15 protein-coding genes are annotated in these 21,351 nt (G+C 37.4%); 10 read left to right on the top strand and 5 right to left on the bottom strand.

The genetic code is table 11. The features are described from left to right. Nucleotides 1-44 precede the first annotated feature (44 nt). Nucleotides 45-929, bottom strand: coding sequence for an EamA/RhaT family transporter (locus J0L69_11205; GenBank protein MBN8693757.1), 885 nt, complete (start codon nt 927-929; stop codon nt 45-47). Next, complete coding sequence (ribD, locus tag J0L69_11200; GenBank protein MBN8693756.1) at nt 930-1,976, bottom strand: bifunctional diaminohydroxyphosphoribosylaminopyrimidine deaminase/5-amino-6-(5-phosphoribosylamino)uracil reductase RibD; 1,047 nt, start codon at nt 1,974-1,976, stop codon at nt 930-932. A gap of 110 nt (nt 1,977-2,086) precedes the next feature. On the opposite strand from ribD, the gene ffh reads away from it, so the two are divergent. The 3 genes from ffh (at nt 2,087) to J0L69_11185 (ending at nt 5,097) form a co-directional block, all read left to right on the top strand. Next, nucleotides 2,087-3,424 carry a signal recognition particle protein gene (gene ffh, locus J0L69_11195; GenBank protein MBN8693755.1) on the top strand — a complete coding sequence of 446 codons (1,338 nt, stop codon included), beginning with the start codon at nt 2,087-2,089 and terminating at the stop codon, nt 3,422-3,424. Nucleotides 3,425-3,499: 75 nt separating this feature from the next. After that, nucleotides 3,500-4,381 (top strand): bifunctional methylenetetrahydrofolate dehydrogenase/methenyltetrahydrofolate cyclohydrolase FolD, encoded by an 882-nt coding sequence (gene folD, locus J0L69_11190; protein ID MBN8693754.1) that lies wholly within the window; start codon nt 3,500-3,502, stop codon nt 4,379-4,381. A gap of 50 nt (nt 4,382-4,431) precedes the next feature. Further along, nucleotides 4,432-5,097, top strand: coding sequence for an outer membrane beta-barrel protein (locus J0L69_11185; protein MBN8693753.1), 666 nt, complete (start codon nt 4,432-4,434; stop codon nt 5,095-5,097). Here J0L69_11185 and J0L69_11180 read toward each other — a convergent pair. Both J0L69_11180 and J0L69_11175 read right to left on the bottom strand, forming a co-directional pair. Beyond that, nucleotides 5,094-6,281: a hypothetical protein gene (locus J0L69_11180; GenBank protein ID MBN8693752.1), complete on the bottom strand. Its 1,188-nt coding sequence runs from the start codon at nt 6,279-6,281 to the stop codon at nt 5,094-5,096. The genes J0L69_11185 and J0L69_11180 overlap by 4 nt on opposite strands. Then, nucleotides 6,271-6,858, bottom strand: a complete 588-nt coding sequence (locus tag J0L69_11175) for a sigma-70 family RNA polymerase sigma factor (protein ID MBN8693751.1) — start codon at nt 6,856-6,858, stop codon at nt 6,271-6,273. The genes J0L69_11180 and J0L69_11175 overlap by 11 nt, the downstream gene beginning before the upstream one ends. Nucleotides 6,859-7,037: 179 nt before the next feature. Between J0L69_11175 and J0L69_11170 the strand changes: the two genes are divergently transcribed. The 7 genes from J0L69_11170 (at nt 7,038) to priA (ending at nt 17,678) form a co-directional block, all read left to right on the top strand. After that, the gene (locus J0L69_11170; GenBank protein ID MBN8693750.1) at nt 7,038-7,517 is read left to right on the top strand and encodes a YfiR family protein; all 480 of its coding nucleotides are present in this window, start codon (nt 7,038-7,040) and stop codon (nt 7,515-7,517) included. A 1-nt stretch (nt 7,518) separates the two neighbouring features. Continuing rightward, nucleotides 7,519-8,415: a hypothetical protein gene (locus tag J0L69_11165; GenBank protein MBN8693749.1), complete on the top strand. Its 897-nt coding sequence runs from the start codon at nt 7,519-7,521 to the stop codon at nt 8,413-8,415. 14 nt (nt 8,416-8,429) lie between these two features. Further along, nucleotides 8,430-10,211, top strand: coding sequence for a SpoIIE family protein phosphatase (locus tag J0L69_11160; GenBank protein MBN8693748.1), 1,782 nt, complete (start codon nt 8,430-8,432; stop codon nt 10,209-10,211). Nucleotides 10,212-10,282: 71 nt separating this feature from the next. Next, the gene (locus J0L69_11155) at nt 10,283-11,623 is read left to right on the top strand and encodes a 2-oxo acid dehydrogenase subunit E2 (protein MBN8693747.1); all 1,341 of its coding nucleotides are present in this window, start codon (nt 10,283-10,285) and stop codon (nt 11,621-11,623) included. 131 nt (nt 11,624-11,754) lie between these two features. Then, nucleotides 11,755-14,337: a PD40 domain-containing protein gene (locus tag J0L69_11150; protein ID MBN8693746.1), complete on the top strand. Its 2,583-nt coding sequence runs from the start codon at nt 11,755-11,757 to the stop codon at nt 14,335-14,337. Nucleotides 14,338-14,453: 116 nt separating this feature from the next. Further along, complete coding sequence (locus J0L69_11145) at nt 14,454-15,185, top strand: class I SAM-dependent methyltransferase (protein MBN8693745.1); 732 nt, start codon at nt 14,454-14,456, stop codon at nt 15,183-15,185. Continuing rightward, on the top strand, nt 15,186-17,678 hold the full coding sequence (priA, locus tag J0L69_11140; protein MBN8693744.1) for a primosomal protein N': 2,493 nt from the start codon (nt 15,186-15,188) through the stop codon (nt 17,676-17,678). 141 nt (nt 17,679-17,819) lie between these two features. On the opposite strand, the gene J0L69_11135 is transcribed toward priA, so the two are convergent. Then, on the bottom strand, nt 17,820-21,341 hold the full coding sequence (locus J0L69_11135) for a S8 family serine peptidase (protein ID MBN8693743.1): 3,522 nt from the start codon (nt 21,339-21,341) through the stop codon (nt 17,820-17,822). Nucleotides 21,342-21,351: the final 10 nt, after the last annotated feature.

Below are 21,351 nucleotides of genomic sequence, written 5' to 3'. Positions count from 1 at the left end.
TATAAAAACTTTAAAGCCGCTTCCAAAAGAAGCGGCTTTTTCATTTATAATGTGATCAAGAAAATTGCGACAACAGCGAGCGCTAATCCTATTTTGTTTTGAGTCGATAAGTTTTCTTTGAAAATCAAAACACCGATAAGAGCTGAAAGAACTACATTGGAGATGTTAAGCACCGGAAACAATTGAGCGCTGTTTAATACATTCGACTCAAGGGCTTTAATAATAAAAAAAATACTGAAATAATTAGGTATACCAAGAATAATACCGGCGAGAATACTTTTTGGTTCGAAGAAAGTTGTTTCTTTTTTTTGTGATCTATGCCTAAAGAATGTAAAGATTAAAACAAAAACACCTATCACAAAGGCACAGAAAAAAGAAGAAATCGTAAACATCTCGCTGTCTTGTTCATTGTGAATGTAAAACGCATTCGTGGCATTTATGGCGGTGTCGATTAATCCGCTGCCTAAAAACACAAGCAAGGGCAACCAAATAAGTTTTTTATCGATATGTTTGTTTTCATCATGAGACCGTGTAGCGAAATATAATGCAGCAAGTGCCAATACGATTCCAGCGACCTTAATAATGGTAAGCTCTACATTTAATACAAGAACTGAGAATAACACAGGCATTGCTACACTCATTTTATTTGCAACCGATGCTGTTGATATGCTGATTTTTTGAGTGGTAAGTGATATTAAGTTAAAAATAGAAATGAGTAAAAAGCCGAGAGGAATGCTTACAAATATCCACTTGGAATGATAGAGCGTTTCTAAATCAAAACTGTGTTTGGAGAATAAAAGTCCGGTTACTGAAGCGGTGATATAATTCACAATAATAGCATGCAGCGAATTTACTTTGAACTTATCAAACAGTTTAAAAATGACAAGTAGTACTACGCTGGCAAGAATATTTAGTAGAATGTAAATCACTTATGAATTATTGGTGAAAGAGAATAATAAGTCTGTTCCTGAATTACTTTTTACACCTTTACTTAAATCAAATTCAGGCGCAGCAATTCCGTTTTTAAATTCTAAATTCGGATTTACAAAAACACGTGCTTCATCCCATAATCCGGACTTAATAATTGAATCCAGTAACATGGCGCCACCTTCAACAAATACACTGGATATGTTTTGTCTTGCTATTGATTCAAAAATGTTTTTGACGTTGAAATGAGCTTTGTCTAAAGTTAAATAACTTATGTTGTTATGATTTTCCTTTTCTCTTTCGCTAACCACAATCGTTTTTGCATCGCTATTAAATACATTTAACCGACTGTCCAATTTTAATTGTCGGTCAATAACAATACGTATTGGGTTATTGCCTCTTACATGCCTCACCGTTAGTTCGGGATTATCGTTAATGGCCGTATTAGTTCCAATCATAATCGCTTGTTCATGCGATCTCCATTCGTGAACCAGTAATTTTGAGTTTTGGCACGTAATCCAGTTATCTTCTTTTATATCCGAAAGCGGCCATCGGCTGATAAATCCATTCGCTGTTTGCGCCCATTTTAAGATGATGTAAGGCCTTTTTTTCTCATGAAAAGTAAAAAAGCGTTTGTTTAAATCACGCCCTTCTTTTTCTAAAATGGCCGATACAACTTCTATACCGGCTTTCTTTAATTTTTCAATTCCTTTTCCTGCCACCAAAGGATTCGTATCTAAGTTTCCAATAATTACTTTCTTGATTTTTTTATCAATTATTAAATCGGAGCAAGGAGGTGTTTTTCCATGATGCGAACATGGTTCGAGGTTCACATACAATTCGCAGTCACTATAATCAAAATGATCGGGTAAATTCTTGATGGCGTTTACTTCAGCATGGGCTTCGCCGTATTTTTTGTGCCAGCCCTCCGAAATTATTTCGCCTCCTTTTACAATTACACATCCCACCATTGGATTGGGAGCCACGAAGCCGAGTCCGTTTAAGGCCAATTCGTGGCAGCGTTTCATGTATTTATCGTGGTTTTGCATGTGTAAAGTCCTTCAATTTTACTGAATTATTTGAAATTTAACCAACAATAAATCTTTTGATGGCTTTTTCACTCTTAATTTTGTAAATTTACCTTCTATTTTTACCTATTATGTTCGATAATTTAAGTGATAAGTTAGACAGGGCCTTTAAAGTTTTAAAAGGTCATGGAAAGATTACAGAAATAAACGTTGCTGAAACTTTAAAAGAGGTTCGTAAAGCTTTATTAGACGCTGACGTTAACTATAAAGTTGCTAAGCAGTTTACAGATACCATTAAGGAAAAAGCGCTAGGACAAAATGTATTAACAGCCATTTCTCCGGGTCAACTCCTCATTAAAATCACACACGATGAGTTAACGCAATTAATGGGCGGACAAAAAGAAGAGATTTATCTCGGTGGAAGTCCAACTATTATTTTAATGAGCGGTTTACAAGGTTCAGGTAAAACAACCTTCACAGGAAAGCTCGCCAATTATTTAAAAACTAAAAAAGGTAAAAAACCTTTAATGGTAGCTTGCGACGTGTATCGTCCGGCTGCTATTGATCAATTGCACGTATTAGGCGAGCAAATTGGTGTGGAGGTTTTTTCCAATAAAGAAGAAAAGAATCCGATTAAAATTGCAGAAGCTGCTATTAAGCAAGCCAAAGAAAATGGAAACAGTGTTGTGCTGATAGATACTGCCGGTCGTTTAGCGGTGGATGAGGTGATGATGACGGAGATTGCCGAATTAAAAAAGGCAGTTAAACCAAATGAGATTTTGTTTGTGGTGGATTCCATGACAGGTCAGGATGCAGTAAACACAGCCAAAGCATTTAATGACCGATTGGATTTTGACGGTGTTATCTTAACCAAATTAGATGGTGATACACGCGGTGGTGCGGCCTTGTCGATTAAATCGGTGGTAAATAAGCCGATTAAGTTTATTGGTACAGGCGAAAAAATGGATGCTTTGGATGTATTCTATCCTGAGCGTATGAGTGATCGTATATTGGGAATGGGTGACGTTGTAACATTAGTGGAGCGCGCGCAAGAACAGTATAACGAAGAGGAAGCAAGAAAATTATCGAAGAAGATTGCCAAGAATCAATTTGATTTAAATGATTTCTTAAGTCAGTTACAACAAATTAAAAAAATGGGTAACATCAAAGACTTAGTAGGCATGATTCCTGGCATTGGAAAAGCAGTGAAGGATGCCGATATAAATGAAGATGCTTTCAAGCACATTGAAGCAATTATTTATTCAATGACTCCTGCCGAAAGGAGTAAGCCTGAGTTAATAAATGGTTCCAGAAGACAAAGAATTGCGAAGGGTTGCGGACAAAACATCAGTGAGGTAAATAAATTACTGAAGCAATTTGAAGATACCCGTAAAATGATGCGCATGATGAACGATAAAAACGCTATGAGTAAATTAATGCGTAATATGCCTAAAATGCCTGGACAATAGAATTACTTATTCCTTTTGTTTTAGTTTTCAGATAGTCCATCAGAAATGTAAATACAAAACAATAAATTTAAAGCCATGAGCCTAATCGACGGAAAAAAAATCGCACAGCAACTTCAGGATGAAATTGCTGCAGAAGTTAAACAGTTTGTTTCAGGCGGAGGTAAAGTACCTCATTTGGCGGCAATATTGGTTGGCGACGATCCCGCATCGATGGCTTATGTTGGTTCTAAAGTAAAAACCTGTGAGAAAGTGGGTTTTAAATCTACACTCAAAAAATTTCCGGCAACTATTTCAGAAGCTGAATTATTGCATGAGTTGGATGTTTTAAATAATGATAATGATATTGATGGTTACATTGTACAATTGCCTTTGCCAAAACACATCAATGAGCATAAAATTATTGAAGCCGTAAAACCAAGCAAAGATGTTGATGGTTTTCATCCGATTAACGTAGGGCGATTAGTATTAGATTTACCGACTTATATCAGCGCTACACCTTTTGGAATTACACAGTTATTGGAACGCTATAACATTGAAACTTCCGGTAAAAATTGTGTGGTTATTGGTCGCAGTCACATTGTTGGTTCGCCAATGAGTATTTTGATGGCGAAAAACGATAAGTTCGCGAATTGCACCGTTACCCTTTGTCACAGTCGTACAAAAGATTTGAAAGCACATTGTTTAAATGCAGACATTATTATTGCTGCCATTGGCAAACCAAATTTTGTAACAGCGGATATGGTAAAGCAGGGCGCTGTAATAATTGATGTTGGAATTAATCGTGTTGATGATGCGAGTTTGCCTAAAGGGTATAAACTTGTTGGCGATGTAGACTTTGATGGCTGCGCTCCAAAATGTTCTTATATCACACCGGTGCCAGGTGGTGTAGGTCCGATGACCATAGCTTCATTAATAAAAAACACGCTATTAGCTGCTAAAAAAGAGATTTACGCTTAATTAGCGGTTTCGTTTTTTTTCATTATATTTATTTATATAAAATTTATAAAATGAAAAAAAATATTCTTGTTATTGTAATAATTACTTTTTCGATAAGTCTTACTTCTCAAAATAAAAATAATCGTTTTGGTATTTTTATTGGCGCTGGTTCTCAAAAATACAAAGGCGATTTAGGCAATGGTTTTACCCTAAAAAATAATTGTTGGTACGGTACCTACAGTGCTCAGTTTTCTTATTATTTGAATAAGTATTTTGACGGTGGAGTTTTTCTTACTGCAGGTAATTATGGTTTTAGTCAGCCTGATGATATAAAGATGAAGGAGGTCTTATCAGACGACCGTTGTCCAGGATGCTTCGGAAGAAAGGGAATTGGTAACGTAAGCGCAAGATTGTATTCGGCAGGAGCAATGGCTAAGTTTAAGTTCGCTAATGGATTTTTGTTGAATGAAAATTTCCCGGTTCGTCCTTACATTTATGCCGGTGCTTCGGTAGTAGAACTTGTAGATGTAATGAAAATGAAGTGTGTTCAGCCCGGAAGATATTATTCCTTTAATGTTGGGTTCGGTTTTAAATATTATTTAACCGATAATATTAACATAGGATATAATATGGCATTGGGTCGCTTTACATCCGATCACTTAGATTATAAAATAAAGAATGGCGACAATGACATGTACCTTCAACAAACTTTAAATGTAGGTATTGATTTGTTTTAAGGATACACGAAGTGTAACGTTTCTTTAATTGCCTTACCACCTTTTTGTGCAGGTTTCCAATTCGGCATTTTTAAGAGAATCGATTCTAAATCTTTTTCGCAGTTAGTGCAATTAGCGAAAGAGTTTAAAAATTTCACTTTAGTGATTTTACCGTTTTCATCAATCGATAATTTAGCTTTAAACTCCTTTACATTTGATTTTAAAGTGGCATTCTTATCAATTTCCGATTTAATGTATGCTTGTGCGTTTACATATGGTTTTTGAATGAATGTAGGCTGAGAAATCATATCGCCCGAATTATCTAAATCCGCTTTTCCTGCAGCTTCAGTAAATGAAGATTTTGGCGCACTTGCTGTTTGTTCACTTGCTAAAGCTTCAGTAGCAGGTGCTTTTCCGGGCTCGTTTTTATACTCACTGTCTTTTGCTTTCTTTTTTAATCCGCCTACCGTGCTGCGGGCTTTTACGCCTTCTTCTTTTTTATCTGCCAAAACAACAGGTTGCACCGCTTCTTTTTCCGAAAGGTTCTCATCTCTTCTGTAATCTTTTTGATCTTCGGATGGTGAAGGAGGAACAGCCGCTGTAACCGGACCGTTATTCGATTCTTGTTGTTTATTAGCTAATACCATATCATCCATGGCGCTGCCGGCTCCGGTTGCTGCTGTACTTTTTGTTGTTACATCCGTAGGTTTCGTGTCAGTTTCTCCGGAAGCATTTCCTTTACGTTCAAGTCTGTTTTCTTTCTCAGCTGGTTTTTCGGTGGCTGAAGAACCGTCAGTCTCTTCCGTTGCTGGAGATAAATCAGCTTCCTTTTTTAATTCGTCAACCGGTGCTAATTCTCCGGGAACACTTTCTTTTTGTTCTGCCGATTCGCTAAGGGCTAATTCAGCTTTGTTAGAATTAAGCGAGTTGTAAAAAATTACGGTGAGGCCTATGACTAAAATTAATCCGGCCGCCATGCTTAAATAAAAGAAAGTGCGGTTCCCTGATTTCTTTTGAGAATATTCTTCACTAATGCGCGCATCCAGTTTAGCTTGTAAAGAACGAGCCAATTCCGGATTTTCGAGAGAAGCGAAACCTTCGAGAGCCTCCTTCTCAAAATCATCGAGGCCGGCTGAGTCGTTTGTTTCCAAACGCTTCAACAACTCATCGCTGCTTGGTGTATGTTTATTCAGCTTATTGGCCATTTTGTAATTCTGTTATTTTATTTTTCAAATTCCTTTTTCCGTTTTGTATATAACTCTTTACTTCATTTGCATTAAATCCTGTTATATCCACAATTTCGTTATACGATTTGTTTTTATAGTAAAACAGGATGATGCATTGTTTTTGCTCTTTACTTAAAGTGCTGAGAGCCGTTTCCAATTGCGAGATCGTGTTTTCTTTCTCATCGTTTGAATTGAGATGTAAATCCGAACCCGAATCCATAAACAATACTTTATTGTCCTGAAGTTCAATGTCTTTTTTAAGCTGCGATTGCTTTTTACGAAGTTCCATCAAACACATGTTTTTGGAATAAGTGTAAAGCCAGCTTTTAAAAAATTCGATTTTGTGCTTTTTGAGGTCGGCTGTTAGTTTCTCGAAGATATTCATCACAAGATCCTGTGCTTCATCCTCATTTTTAAGATACTTAATGCATAAACCTAATACCAAATGCGAATAACGTTTAAAAAGTATGCCTAAATAGTTGGTGTTATCCTCCTCGCAATACCTTCTAATTAGCTCGTTATCATCTAGTTGATTATATTCGGCTTTATATAGCATCCGACATCTAAATTAGTCAATTATCAAAGAAATTAACACAATTTTCACTTAATAATTATTAAATTGTAAAGGCAACACTCAAATGTTATATTTGTAGGTTATTGTGGCAGGAAGTTTGCTGTCATTACGTTTAATTGGCAAAATTTGGTAAATATTTAATTGTTGCATTGTGCATAACCGTGAGCTTCGGTTTTATGCAAAACTTTGACACCAATGCCAAAATCAAAGCCGTATTCCTTTACAATTTTACTCGTTATTTTGAATGGCCGGAAGGTAAGAAAACCGGCAACTTCATCATTCACATGGTGGGTAAAAACGAAGCCTTATTGAAAGAACTCAATAAAATGGCAGAGAGCAAAATGGTGGGTAATCAAAAAATGGAGGTCATTAACACGCCAACTTTTGATGGTAGAACCAAACCTCATATGTTATTTATTTTACCGGATGCCAGTAAGTCATTAAATGATATTGTTGCTAAAATGAAAGGCAAAGGCGCCTTAATTATTGCCGAAAAAGACGGAGCCGCCAAAACAGGAGCCGCTATCAACTTTGTGGTAATAGACAATAAACAAAAATTTGAATACAGTAAAACAAGTGCCGTAAAGGCGGGATTAAAAACCAGCGAGGATTTTAAAGCCCTTGCCATTGCGATAGATTAACATGAAAGTAAAAAATATTACATATGTGATTTTACTTTTTAGCCTGATGCTAAGCAGCAATGCTTTTGCGCAGCTTGATAAATTAGAGCGCGTGCAAGAGTGTTTAAAGGCTAAAGATGCTGTTTGCGCTAAGCAAAGTATCGATTCTGTATTCCTCGCTAAAGAAGCTTATACTGATGCACAAGCACAATACATGCGTGCCTTTGTTTATTATGAATTAGCGAAAAAGGATAAGTATAATATTCAGTCGGCTTTCCGCGATACTTCAATTAACGCAGCAAAAACATCCTTAAAATTAAAACCGGATGCAGGTATTCGTGATGGTGATTTAGTTATCATCAAAAAACATTCTGAGTTGTACTATAATATGTGTATTAAATATTTGTATGATTCATTAAACTACGAACGTTCAAGCGCGTCTTATAAGAACTATAAGCAATTGTATTTAATGGTTGATTCATCGTTTAACTTCCAGGCTAAGGATATCGAGTATTATTCGGCTGTAGGTTCGCATTTCTCCGATTTATTTAATGCGAATAATACGAAAACAGAATTTGGAGAGAATGGTAAGATTGCCTTAATGAAAGTGCTTGAGTTAGATCCTAAAAACGTAAGTGCTAACATTAACTTGGGTATCATTTATTATAACCAAGGTGTAAACCTTATTAATTCAATGGATATCGATACGCCACTGGATAAATTAGAGGCTATTCAGGATAATTCGGTGAAATTATTTAAACAGTCATTACCATTTATGACTAAGGTTTATCAGCTCGATCCTAAAAACGTTAAAGCATTAGAAAGTCTTCGTCAGATCTATCAGGCCTTAAACGATGACGCGAAGAAGGAAGAGTTTAATAAAAAATTATTGGACGCACGCGGCGGAAGCGATAAGTAGTAGGGCATTGGTGTATGGCATTTAAGTTTACAATCGGTAGAAAAATAGGCACTGGCTTCGGTACGTTAATTGCATTAACGGTAGTGGCTTTTGTACTTACACTTTTTACCTTAACTGATAGCAAAACTAAAACCGAAACAGTGGTAGGGCAGGTAGCTCCATCTGTAGCGGCATTGAAGGAGTTCAACTTTATGTTGCAACGTTCACAAACGTTAATATCGAAATGGTATTATAGTAAAAATGTGAACGATCCTGGTCGTGATAAGCTCCATAAATTAATTACTGTCGATTATCCTAAAAAGCGTCAAGAGATTCATGAGTTTTCGAAAAAGTGGACAAACGAAAAGGAATTACAAACGTGGAGAAACATAAAAAATAAAACAGAGAAAATTTTCTTTACGTACCAGCAAGATATCATGGCTCCATTGAATTCCTTGGAAGCTTATGAAGATGCTTCTATTTACTTTATCGCACAGGATGCGTTATCTACAGCTGAAAATGATTTAAAGATTTTGTATGAAGATTTAGATCAATTAATCCAATCGAAGCAAAAAAACGCAGAGGATGTTCGTGACCAGATGTTCTCCTCATTTAATTTCTTAGAACGTTTTGTAAAATACATTGGTTTTGCATTGGTGTTTGGTGGAATTTTAGTAGCATTATTTACCGTTCGCTCTATCGTAAAGCCTGTACAGCAACTGAAGAAAATGCTCTTATCCATGGGGCTTGGTATCTTACCAAAAGAACGTATCGAATACCGCACGGATGAAATCGGTGAAATGGGTACTGCTCTTAATAATCTCATTGAGTCGATGGAACGTACCACCGAATTTGCTAAACAAACGGGTGCCGGTAATTTCGATGCTTATTATAAACCTTTAAGTGAATACGACAGTTTAGGACAAGCACTTGTGAAAATGCGTGATGACTTAGCGGAAAACGAGCGTTCACTCGAGCAAAAAGTGATTGAACGTACTGAGGAAGTTGTTCGTCAAAAGGAAGAAATTGAGAATAAGAATCAAGAGTTGGAAAGTCTCTATAAGCAGGTAACCGATAGTATTCATTATGCAAAACGTATCCAGGAAGCAATTTTACCACCTGATAAATTAATTCAAAAGCATTTACCAAATTCTTTTGTGCTTTATAAGCCGAAGGATATCGTTTCCGGTGATTTTTACTGGATGGATACTAAAAACGACGACGTGTATTTTGCTGCCGTAGATTGCACAGGTCATGGTGTGCCGGGTGCATTTATGAGTTTGGTGGGTTCTAACTTATTAAAGGATGCTTTTAATAATCCTTCTTTAACTTCTCCTGCACAAATAATGGATAAATTGAATGAAGGTGTTGCCAGTACTTTGCATGTTGGACAAGGAGAAAAGGATGCGAAAGATGGTATGGATATGACATTGTGCTCCATCAATTATAAAAAAATGGAATTGCAGTTTGCTGCCGCGTTTAATCCGCTTTATATCATCCGCGACGGACAGCTCATTCAGCATAAAGCCGATAAATTCCCTGTTGGCGCTTTTATCGGTGAGCCTAGAAAGTTTACCAATAATACAGTTCAGCTTCAAAAAGGCGATGTGGTTTATATCTTTTCCGATGGATATGCCGATCAGTTTGGTGGGCCAAAAGGAAAGAAATTTATGGCCGGAACATTCCGTAATTTACTTCTGGAAATCAGTTCTATGCCTCCGGCAGAACAGAAAAAATATCTTGATAATACCATCGAGTCGTGGCGCGGTCCGCTCGAACAAGTCGACGATATCCTCATTATTGGGGTTAAAATCTAATTATTTATTGGTAAATAACTTTGCATAAAAGCAGATATAAGTTATTTTTGCGTCTCTTATAACAATACAAAATGGCTCAGTTTGATTTAATTATGCCCAAGATGGGTGAGAGTGTTGCAGAAGCGACGATTATTAAATGGACAAAAAACGAAGGTGATAAAATTAAAACTGACGAAACAGTTTTAGAAATCGCTACCGATAAAGTGGACAGTGAAATTCCTTCGCCATTTGAAGGTGTATTGGTTAAAAAATTATTTAAAGAGGGTGACGTAGTTCAAGTGGGGGCTGTAATCGCTCATATTTCTTCTGATGCTGCAGCCGGAACTACATCTACTTCAACAGCTCCTGTTGCTGAGACAAAAACCGCTGCTGTGATTGAAACGAAGAGTGCAACGGCAACTGTTGCTTCAGCGAATGTTGATTTCAGTAAATCGGATAAATTTTATTCTCCATTGGTGAAAAACATCGCTAAGGAAGAAGGAATTTCATTAGAAGAATTAGATAACATCAAAGGAACTGGACAAGACGGACGAGTAACCAAAGCAGATATATTAGCTTACTTACCAAACCGTAACAAGCAAACTGCTCCGGTTCAAAAAACTGCCACTACTACCACTACTACCAGTGAAACTTCAAAATCAGTTTCAGTTGGTGATAACGCTATTATTGTTAATCGTCCTGCTGTTTCAGTAGGTGCCGGTGATGAAATCATCGAAATGGATCGCATGCGTAAAATTATTGCCGATAACATGGTAATTAGTAAGCATGTTTCTCCACACGTAACTTCATATGTAGAGGCGGATGTAACTAATTTGGTATTATGGAGAGATAAAGCGAAGAAAGAATTTGAAAAGCGTGAAGGCGAAAAGTTAACGTTCACTCCATTATTTATTGAGGCTGTAGCTAAAGCCATTAAAGACTTCCCAATGATTAACGTATCCGTTGATCAAACCGGAACTAAAATCATTAAGCGTAAGAATATTAATATTGGTATGGCAGCAGCTTTACCAACCGGTAACTTAATCGTGCCTGTTATTAAAAATGCGGATGAGAAAAACTTAATCGGCATTACCAAAGCGGTGAATGATTTAGCAACACGTGCTCGTGCCAATAAATTACAACCCGACGAAATTCAAGGTGGTACTTTTACTTTAACCAATGTAGGAAACTTCGGTAACGTAATGGGAACTCCAATCATTTTACAACCTCAGGTGGCTATTATGGCCGTTGGAACAATTAAAAAGAAACCGGCAGTTATTGAAACACCACAAGGTGATATGATTGGTGTTCGTCACTTTATGTTCTTATCCCTTTCATACGATCACCGCGTTGTAGACGGTTCTTTAGGCGGAAGCTTCTTACGTAAAGTAGCTGATTACCTTGAGACATGGGATACCACTCGCTCAATCTAAAGCAAAATCTTACTAAATAGATAAAGCCCGTTTATTAACGGGCTTTTGTTTGTATTATTCTCAGGTTCAACGGCAAAAAGCTAGTTTTTGTCTATTATTTGAATAATTTTGCTCTCTTAAAAAGGTAAAAAATGAAGAAACTTCTAGGGCTTATTCTGTTCCTTGTCGCAAATTTTGCACAGGCACAAATTGCAAATGGAACCTACGCTCAATATTTTAAAGAAGGTAATTATTTAATGCTGGAAGAAAACTACGGACTGGCATTGAAAAATTATTTATCCGCTTATGAGTTAGATTCGTCTTCAGCGAATATTAATTATAATGTTGGGGTGTGTTATTTAAAATCACCAACTAAAAAAGCGGATGCGGAAGCGAAATTAGTAAAAGCGGTTGCTAATGTGGCTAAGAATTACCGAATGGATGATCCTACAGAAAAAAGCGCTCCTCCTTTAGCTTATTTCTATTACGCACAAGCTTTACATATCAATTATAAATTCGATGAAGCAATAGCAAATTATGCAAAATTTGAAAAATATGTGGAGGGTGATAAACAATGGAAAAAGGAAATCGAATATTATAAACGTCAGGCTAATTACGCTAAGGAACAAATTGCAACACCTATTAACGTACAAATTACAAATTTGGGTGACAGCATTAACGGTGAATATCCTGATTTCTCACCGGTATTAAGTGCAGATGAAAGAACAATTATTTATACAACTCGTCGTCCTAATAGTACCGGACAAGAAAAAACGCCTGACGGACAATTCTTCGAAGATATCGTTGTTTCGTATAAAGATGATAATGGTAAATGGAGTTCTCCAAAACCTTTAAGCGATTATGTAAACACCAACGGTCATGAGGCTTCAGTGGCTTTGAGCGCTGACGGACAAACATTAATAGTATTTAAGGATGATGGTGGTAATGGAAATATTTATTACTCACAATGGGATGGAAAAACCTGGGGTGGCTTGCAGGATTTTGGATCTGATATTAATACTAAGCATTGGGAGCCACATGCATGTTTTAATGTAGACGGAACGGTGTTATACTTTACTTCTGATCGTCCTGGTGGATTTGGTGGTCGCGATATTTATCGTTGTGTGAAATTACCGAATGGAAAATGGAGTAAAGCTTTAAACTTAGGAGCAAGCATCAATACAGAATATGATGAGGATTCTCCTTTCATGCATCCGGATGGCAAAACTTTTTTCTTCGCATCCAAAGGACATAAATCAATGGGTGGATTTGATTTAATGTTTTGTTTAGTAGATGAGAACGGAAAGTTTTCTGAGTCGTTTAATTTAGGGCATCCTATTAACACGCCTGATGATGACGTGTTTTATACCACTTCACCGGATGGACGTCGTGCATATTTCTCATCAGCAAAAGATGGAGGTTATGGCGAAAAAGATATTTACATGATATCTATTCAAGGTGTAGGTGAAAAACAATTAGCTTTATTTAAGGGACAAATTGTACCTGCGGAAGGCGAAACTTTACCTGAAGATTTAGTAATTGTGGTAACAGATAAATTAACCGGTGAAAACATCGGAACCTACAAACCAAAAATGGCGAATGGAACTTTCGCTGTTATCTTACCTCCCGGCAAAGAATACAATTTCTCTTATCAGGCTCCAAAAGGAGAAGAGTTTTATAACGAAGATATTTATGTAACCAATGAATTAACTTATCAAGAGATCAAACGTGAAGTAAATCTTGAACCGGTTAAATTACTTGGTAAAATTAAAGTTCGCGATAAAGGTATTTTATTAAATACAATTGTATTGAATAATGCGAAAGAGAAAAAAGGTGTAGAAGGAGCAACCATCACTGTGAAAGATAAAGATGGCAAAACTCAAACTTACACAACCAATGATAAAGGAAAGAAAGATGGAATCATTTTACAACCGGATAATAATTATACGATTGTAACGGAATTCGGCGGAAAGAAAACAGAAGCTACCGTAAGTACTAAAGGCATCAAAGGTAACAAAACAGTATCTCAGATTTTATACCTCGATGGCAAAACAAAAACATCTGCTTACGCACTTAGTTTAGATGTAGTAGTTTATAAAAGTGAAAGCGACAAAACGCCTGTTACAAACGCTAATATTATTTTAGTTGGTAACGATAACAGTAAGTATGAAGGTACAACCAACGAGAAAGGTGAATTAACCGGAATTGCTTTAGAAACAGATGTGAATTACAATTTAACCGCTAAATCAGGCGATGCTACTTCTGAGAAAAGCTTATTTACTACCAATAACACTAAAGCTAATAAAGTTTACAAGAAAACCTTGTTCTTAGAAGGAGCTCCGGTTAGCACGAAACCATTTACTGTAAACAAATACGAATACTATTTCACTTACAATAAAAACAAACTGGATTCTGCACAAGAGGTATGGGATGGCTTTATTAATAAATTAGTAATGGTGTCGAAAAAGAAAGCAGTGACTGTTGCTATTGAAGCAAGTGCTTCTAAAGTGCCTACCATGATTTCATTTAAAAACAATAAAGAACTTGCTGCTAGTAGAGCTGCAAGAACAAAAGAGAAAATCATTGAGGCTGTAGAAGCTCGCGGTGGTAATGTTAAGCGTTTAAAGTTCACCCTGCATTCTTCAGTTGGCGGACCGGCATGGCATAACGACCATATTGAACGCCGACAGGTCTTCGAAAAATACCAATACGTAAAAGCACGAATTGTTCAATAAATAAGCACCCCGGTTTAGCCGGGGTGTTTTGTTTTACGAAATGCAGTGAGCTGTAGCTACTTCTTGTTACTAACAATGGTTTTATTTTCGCTGGGGTATTGCTAACTTTGAGTACTATGGGCGAAAAGATTTGGTATAAAGACTGGTTTAACTCTCCGTATTATCATGTTTTGTATAAAAATAGAGATGATAAAGAGGCCGCCGCATTTATTAGTCAGCTCATTGAAAACCTTCACATAAATCCATCTCATAAAGTTTGGGATTTGGCCTGCGGAAAAGGTAGGCATTCGGTTTACCTAAATTCAAAGGGCATACAGGTTATTGGTACCGATTTGGCCGAAAACAGTATTGAAGAAGCTTTAAAATCGGCGAATGAAAGACTGGAGTTTTTTGTGCACGATATGCGTACACCTTTCCGGATTAATTATTTCGATTTTGTATTTAATCTTTTTACCAGTATCGGTTATTTCGATAGACCCCAAGATACCTACAAAGTTTTTCAAAATGTTGCACAGGCTTTAAAACCGGATGGATGCTTTGTTCTTGATTTCTTTAATTGCAAAAAAGTAACAGATTGTTTGATTCCTCATGAAATTAAAACCATTGAGGGAATCCGTTTCGAAATCTTTAAAAAAGTGGAAGATGGAAAAATAGTCAAGCGAATTGAGTTTGACGATAAGGGCGAAACTTACTTTTTTGAGGAGAAAGTGGCACTGCTGAATAAGGAAAACTTCACCGATATGGCTGTAAAAGCCGGACTGAGTTTGCAGAATGTTTTTGGGGATTATCATTTAAATTCTTTTGACGCGGATAAATCCGAGCGTTTAATTTTAATATTTAAAAAGTAAATGGCAGCGCGTACCGATTTGTTTGTGGATGTGATTGTGCCTTTGGCTTTACCCCAAAAGTACACCTATCGCGTGCCTCAGGAGTTTAATGATGAGGTGCGAATAGGTAAGCGTGCGCTTGTGCAATTTGGTAAATCAAAATTTTATTCAGCTATTATTCATAACGTACATTCTCAGGCTCCCACTGCTTATACGGCTAAATACATTGATTCAGTCATTGATGAAAAGCCCATTGTTACCGAAAAGCAATTGAAGATGTGGGATTGGATGAGCTACTATTACATGTGCGGACCCGGCGAAGTAATGAATGCTGCTTTACCTTCTTCTTTGAAATTGAGCAGTGTTTCTAACATTCAGTTAAATCCCGATTTTAATCTCGAAGAATGCGAACACGATTTCTTTAATGAGCGGGAACATTCCGTAATAGATGCCTTGTTAGCCAAAGAAACATTGAGCTTCGATGACGTGGCTTCTATTCTTAAAGTTAAAACACCACACGGATTAATTAATAGTTTAATTAAAAAGGGAGTTGTATTGGTGTATGAAGAAGTAAAAGATAAATACAAACCTAAATTATTAAGCTTTGTAAAGCTTTATGAAACCTATAAAGACGAAAACAAACTCAGGGATCTTTTAAATTCATTGGAGAAAAAGGCATTCAAACAAGCTGAGGTTTTATTGTTGTTTTTGCATCTCTCAAAAACGGATGAGGTAAAAAACAACGAATGGGTAAAAAAAGCAGATTTACTGGCAAGGTTCGATAACAATCCGGTGAATGCGCTGATTAAAAAAGAAATTTTAGAGGAGCAGCAATTTGAAGTTGGACGCTTAATGCATCATCATTCAGAAACCTATAAAAAGGAACTAAGTGCAGGACAACAATTAGCATTAAATAAAGTTAAGGAGAGTTTTGATCAGCATCAGGTAAGTTTATTACATGGTGTCACTGGAAGTGGTAAAACAGAAATTTACGCCAAGCTTATTGAAGAAACCATCGCCGGCGGTAAACAGGTGTTGTACTTATTACCTGAAATAGCATTAACAACACAGCTCATTACACGTATGCGGGCTTATTTCGGTGATAAGGTAGGCGTGTATCACAGTAAATTCAGCGAGAATGAGCGTGTTGAAATATGGAATGCAGTTTTAAATAGTCCTGAGAATGAAAATCAGCACTACAGTGTTGTAATGGGAGCGCGTTCGGCATTGTTTTTACCCTTTAGAAATTTAGGATTGATAATTATTGATGAAGAACACGATTACTCTTTTAAACAACAGGATCCGTCACCGCGTTACCATGCACGCGATACCGCCATCTATTTAGCTACTCTGCATAGTTGTAAAGTGTTGTTAGGTTCAGCAACGCCTTCCATGGAATCGTATCAAAATGCTTTAACCGGTAAATATGGTTTTATAGAGTTGGCAGAGCGCTTTCATCATAATGTGGCTAACGATACCATTATTTGTGATATCAAACAGATGGAGTATGAGCATCAAAAGAAATCTATTCTAACGCCACCATTGCATGCTGCCATCAAACAAGCTTTACATAACAAAGAACAAATTATTTTATTTCAGAATCGTCGGGGCTTTGCGCCTTATACCGAATGTACCGCTTGTGGCTGGGTGCCGCATTGTACCCAATGCGATGTAGCTTTAATTTATCACAAGCACTCTAATAAACTCATGTGCCATTATTGCGGATATACCATTGCCCCTCCATCATCTTGCGGTGCATGCGGACATAACGATTTGCGATATAAAGGGTATGGTACCGAAAAAATAGAGGAAGATATTGAGATAATGTTTCCGGAGGCTAAAGTGGGACGGATGGATTTGGATACGACGCGAAGCAAACATGCCTACAAGCAAATCATTGATGATTTTGAAGAACGGCACATCGATATTTTAATTGGTACGCAAATGGTAACCAAAGGCCTCGATTTTGATCATGTAAGTGTGGTTGGGATTTTAAATGCCGATAGCTTGTTGAGTTTTCCGGATTTCCGTTCTCACGAAAGAGCGTATCAGTTAATTACCCAGGTAAGTGGCAGGGCAGGGCGTAAGCATAAGCATGGAAAGGTTTATATTCAAACCATTCAGCCAACGCATCCGGTGTTGCAATATGTATTGAATGGCGATATGCGCCTGTTTTATAATAACCAATTGATGGAAAGAAAAAATTACCATTATCCTCCATTCAGTCGTTTAATTGAATTAAATGTGGTAAGTAAGGATGTGAATCTTGTCAATAACATCAGCACCGAATTAGCTAAGCGATTAAAAAGTTTTTTCGGAAAAGATTTGTTGGGACCGCAATTTCCATTGGTGAGTAAAATAAAGAACAATTACTATAAGCGAATCATTTTAAAAGTAGATAAAGCTAGTCCGCCAAACCAAATTCGTCAAATGCTGCATAATGAAATTAATAATCTGCATTTGTATTATCGTAACGAAAAATTCTGGGTGCAAGTGGATGTAGATCCTTTTTAGATGCATTCTCATTGTTAGAATTGACTCTTAATCCAACTCTTGTTAAGAGAAGCATTGATATTCTACTATGTATAAAGCAAAAAGCCCCCGCTTCCGATAGCTATCGGGACTGCGAGGGCCTCTTTCGGGGATGGGCAATTATTATTCGATAATCACCTTTATAGTTTTGTAATCGGTATCTACTTTAATTACTACGTTGTAAATACCGCGGCCAAATTCGCTTAAGTTAATTTCATTGGCACCTTTCAATGCGTTTTTACTGTAAACTAATTGTCCGATATTGTTGTAAATAGTTACATCAAAAGCATTCTCCATGTTAGCTTGAAGAGTGAAGATACCTGAATTAGGGTTAGGGAATAAATTAATATTATCGTCTAATAAATTAACTTCTCCAACGCCTGTACATACGCTCACTAAAATGTTTGTAGCGGCACTATTGGAACAACCTGTAGTGGAGTTGGTAAATGTATAAGTTGCAGTATATGTACCGGCAGTTGGTTGCACGGTAAATGTACCGCCGCTAACACCGGCTCCTGAGAATACACCACCGGATGGCGAACCAGTTAACGTCACATTAATTCCGCCGGTTGATGCTGTACAAGCAGTGCTTGATGATGCGGCAAGCGAAACACTTGGTAAAGCATTTACATTAACGGAAGTTGTTCTTGTATTTACACAAGTTCCATTTGCTCCGGTTACGGTATAAGTTGTGTTAACTGTTGGAGAAACGGCAATGGATGAAGTTGTTGCTCCAGTATTCCATGTATAAGAAGCAGCGCCGGTTGCTATTAAGTTTACAGAACTTCCTGCGCAAATGGTTGCAGCGTTTACTGCCACTGTAGGTGCAGGAGCAACGGTAACTGTAGCAGTTTTGGAACTAGAACAACTTCCTGTTGTTCCGGTAACTGTATAAACTGTTGTTGAAGCAGGAGCAGGATTTATACTTGCGCCAGTACCTCCGGTATTCCATGAATAAGTTGTAGCACCACTTGCAGTTAAAGTAGCTGTGCCACCTGTACAAATAGTTGGATTGTTTACGTTAACGGTTGGTGTTGGATTTACTGTAATTACTTTTGTGTTGTTACCTGAACAATTACCATTTTTACCTGTCACTGTATAAGTTGTATTTGCTGACGGAGAAACGACAACTGACGACCCTGTTAAACCACCAGGCTGCCAAGTATACGTTGTAGCACCACTCGCTGTAATTGTTCCTGAAGTTCCGGAACACAAAGTGCTGGTTCCACCTGTTGTAACAGTAGGTGTGCTTGTAACTGTTATGGTTTTTACGCTATTGTTACTTCCGCTACCATTGGTTGCAGTTAATGTTACATTATAAACTCCTCCGGTATTATAAGTCACAGTAGGGTTTTGAAGTGTAGATGTAGAAACCGATGCTCCAGGCATATTCCAGCTCCAGGATGTTGGAACGTTTGTACTAATGTCAGTAAATGTAATTGAAGCGCCTGTACAAATACTGCTTGGGTAATTGTAATTCGCTACAGGAGGCAATGCAGAAACAGTGTAAACTAAATTGACGTTATCCATATAGATGCCTTGTCCGTAATGACCATGATTTACAAAATCGATCAATACATTTCCTTGCCCGGCAACTACAGTCGAGATATCAATTGAATCTCTTCTCCATTGTGTAGAAGTAGGAACCCATAAATCAACAGTGTAATCCGGTGCAGTTGATAAAGCTGTACCGCCTTTCATGTATACGCTGGTCCAGGTATTACCGCAATTAGTAGAGATTTTAACTTCTAATGTATCGCTGTATGTAGCATCGTATCGTGAATAAGCTACGTCGAAACGTAAGCGAGCGTTTGAAACTGTACCAAAATTTAACTTTGGCGCCATTAAACCGTCACGAATTCCTCCGGCATCATGATAATAGTTATCAAATAAGGCAGAGGCACTGCTGGTTCCGAATCCACCGGCATTGGTAGCTCTTTCCCATTTAATAGAATCTTGAAATTTGTTATCATTAACCCATCCTGCAGGAGGCCATGCAGCTCCCTGGAACCCTTCCACTAATGGTAAAGAACCCGGGTTAGTAATAGTGATATAAGCAATCTTAGTTACCGAACCATTACCGTATGGATTGGTTGCTGTTAAAGCAACTGAATAGGTTCCCGCTGCTGCATAAGTAACAGTAGGGTTTTTTACAGTTGAGGTAGCAGGTGTTCCGCCTTGGAAAGTCCAGCTCCAGCTGGTTGGATATAATGTAGAAACATCAAAGAATTTAATTGGTTGTCCTGGACAAGTACTTTGAATGTCCGAGTAAAAATCAGCTGTTGGCGCATTTCCAGGCGTAACGGATGCACATAACATCGCTTGATATGCTTGAATACGTCCGGCACCTAATTGATTTGGCGCGTAAGAAGAATTTGCTGCGATGGTATAAATATTAGCTGCTGTTGAAGAAATACAATTCAATACCTGAGTTGGCGTCATGTATGCATTTTTCGAAAGCATTAAACCTGCTAGGCCAGCAACTAACGGGCAAGCCATAGAGGTTCCTGTTAAGTAGTTATAACTGGTGTTCGGAACTGTACTATAAATGTTTGTACCGGGCGCTGAAATATCTACCCATGTTCCATAGCAGGAAGAAGAGTTTTTGGTATCAGTTTGTGTTGTGTTGGCAACAGCATAAACGTTGGTATAAGCTGCTGGATAATGTAACACATTATTACCATCATTAGCGGCTGCAGCAATAATGATACAACCTCTTCCCCAGGCATAATTAATCACAGATTGATCGGTAATTGATGAAACTGTTCCACCCCACGATAATGAAATTACTTTTGCATTACAACGAGCGGCATAAACGATTCCACCGTATCCGTTGGTTACAGCATTTGACCCTGCAGAGTTCGCAGTTGCTTTAACAGGAATTATTTTTACGTTATGTCCAATGGATGAAATCCCGACCGCATTATCATTTCTTGCGCCCACAATTCCGGAACAGTGAGTTCCGTGACTCCAAGAAGTATTCGGGGGTAACACACTATTATCGTTATCACCCACATCATAACCATTTATATCATCCACATAACCATTTCCGTCATCATCGATGTTGTTACCTGCAATTTCTCCGGTGTTTGTCCAAATATTTGCACTCAAATCAGGATGGGTTCTTGCAATGGCATTATCCACTACCGCAACAGTAATGGTTGAAGTCCCATTAGAAGTACTATTAAATACATTCCACGCGTTTTGAGCACCAATTGTATTTAAAAACCATTGATTTGTACTGTAAGTTGGTCCTTGGGGGTCGTTGGTAGTATAAGAAGTTACACATAACGGAACTTTCTCAGCATATTCTACCGAAGGATGTGACGATAAATCGCTGATTAAATTTTCAACATCATTAATATTTGAAAAAGCAACTTTATAAACTAATTGTAAATCTTTACTGTCTATAGCCTGGTAAAATGGTTTTTGTGCAGCTGTTACACCATATTTCCCAATTAATGTTTTCATTCCCGGCATCACCATAGGGTTAATATCGGTTGGTGTTTTGTATTTAACCACTGTTCCCGGTTTGTATTTTAAGTAGATTTCTCCATCTACACAACCAGGCACAGCGTTTTGCGAATAGCCGTTATAAAAGCAAAAGCTCAAAACGGTTATCCAGAAGAATAATTGTTTTTTCATGTTGTTAGTG

This window comes from Bacteroidota bacterium, assembly GCA_017303905.1.
Classification (GTDB): Bacteria; Bacteroidota; Bacteroidia; order B-17B0; family Aurantibacillaceae; genus JAHEYG01.
Note: the sequence above shows the minus strand (reverse complement) of the source record. Positions and strands in the feature narration are given on the sequence as shown.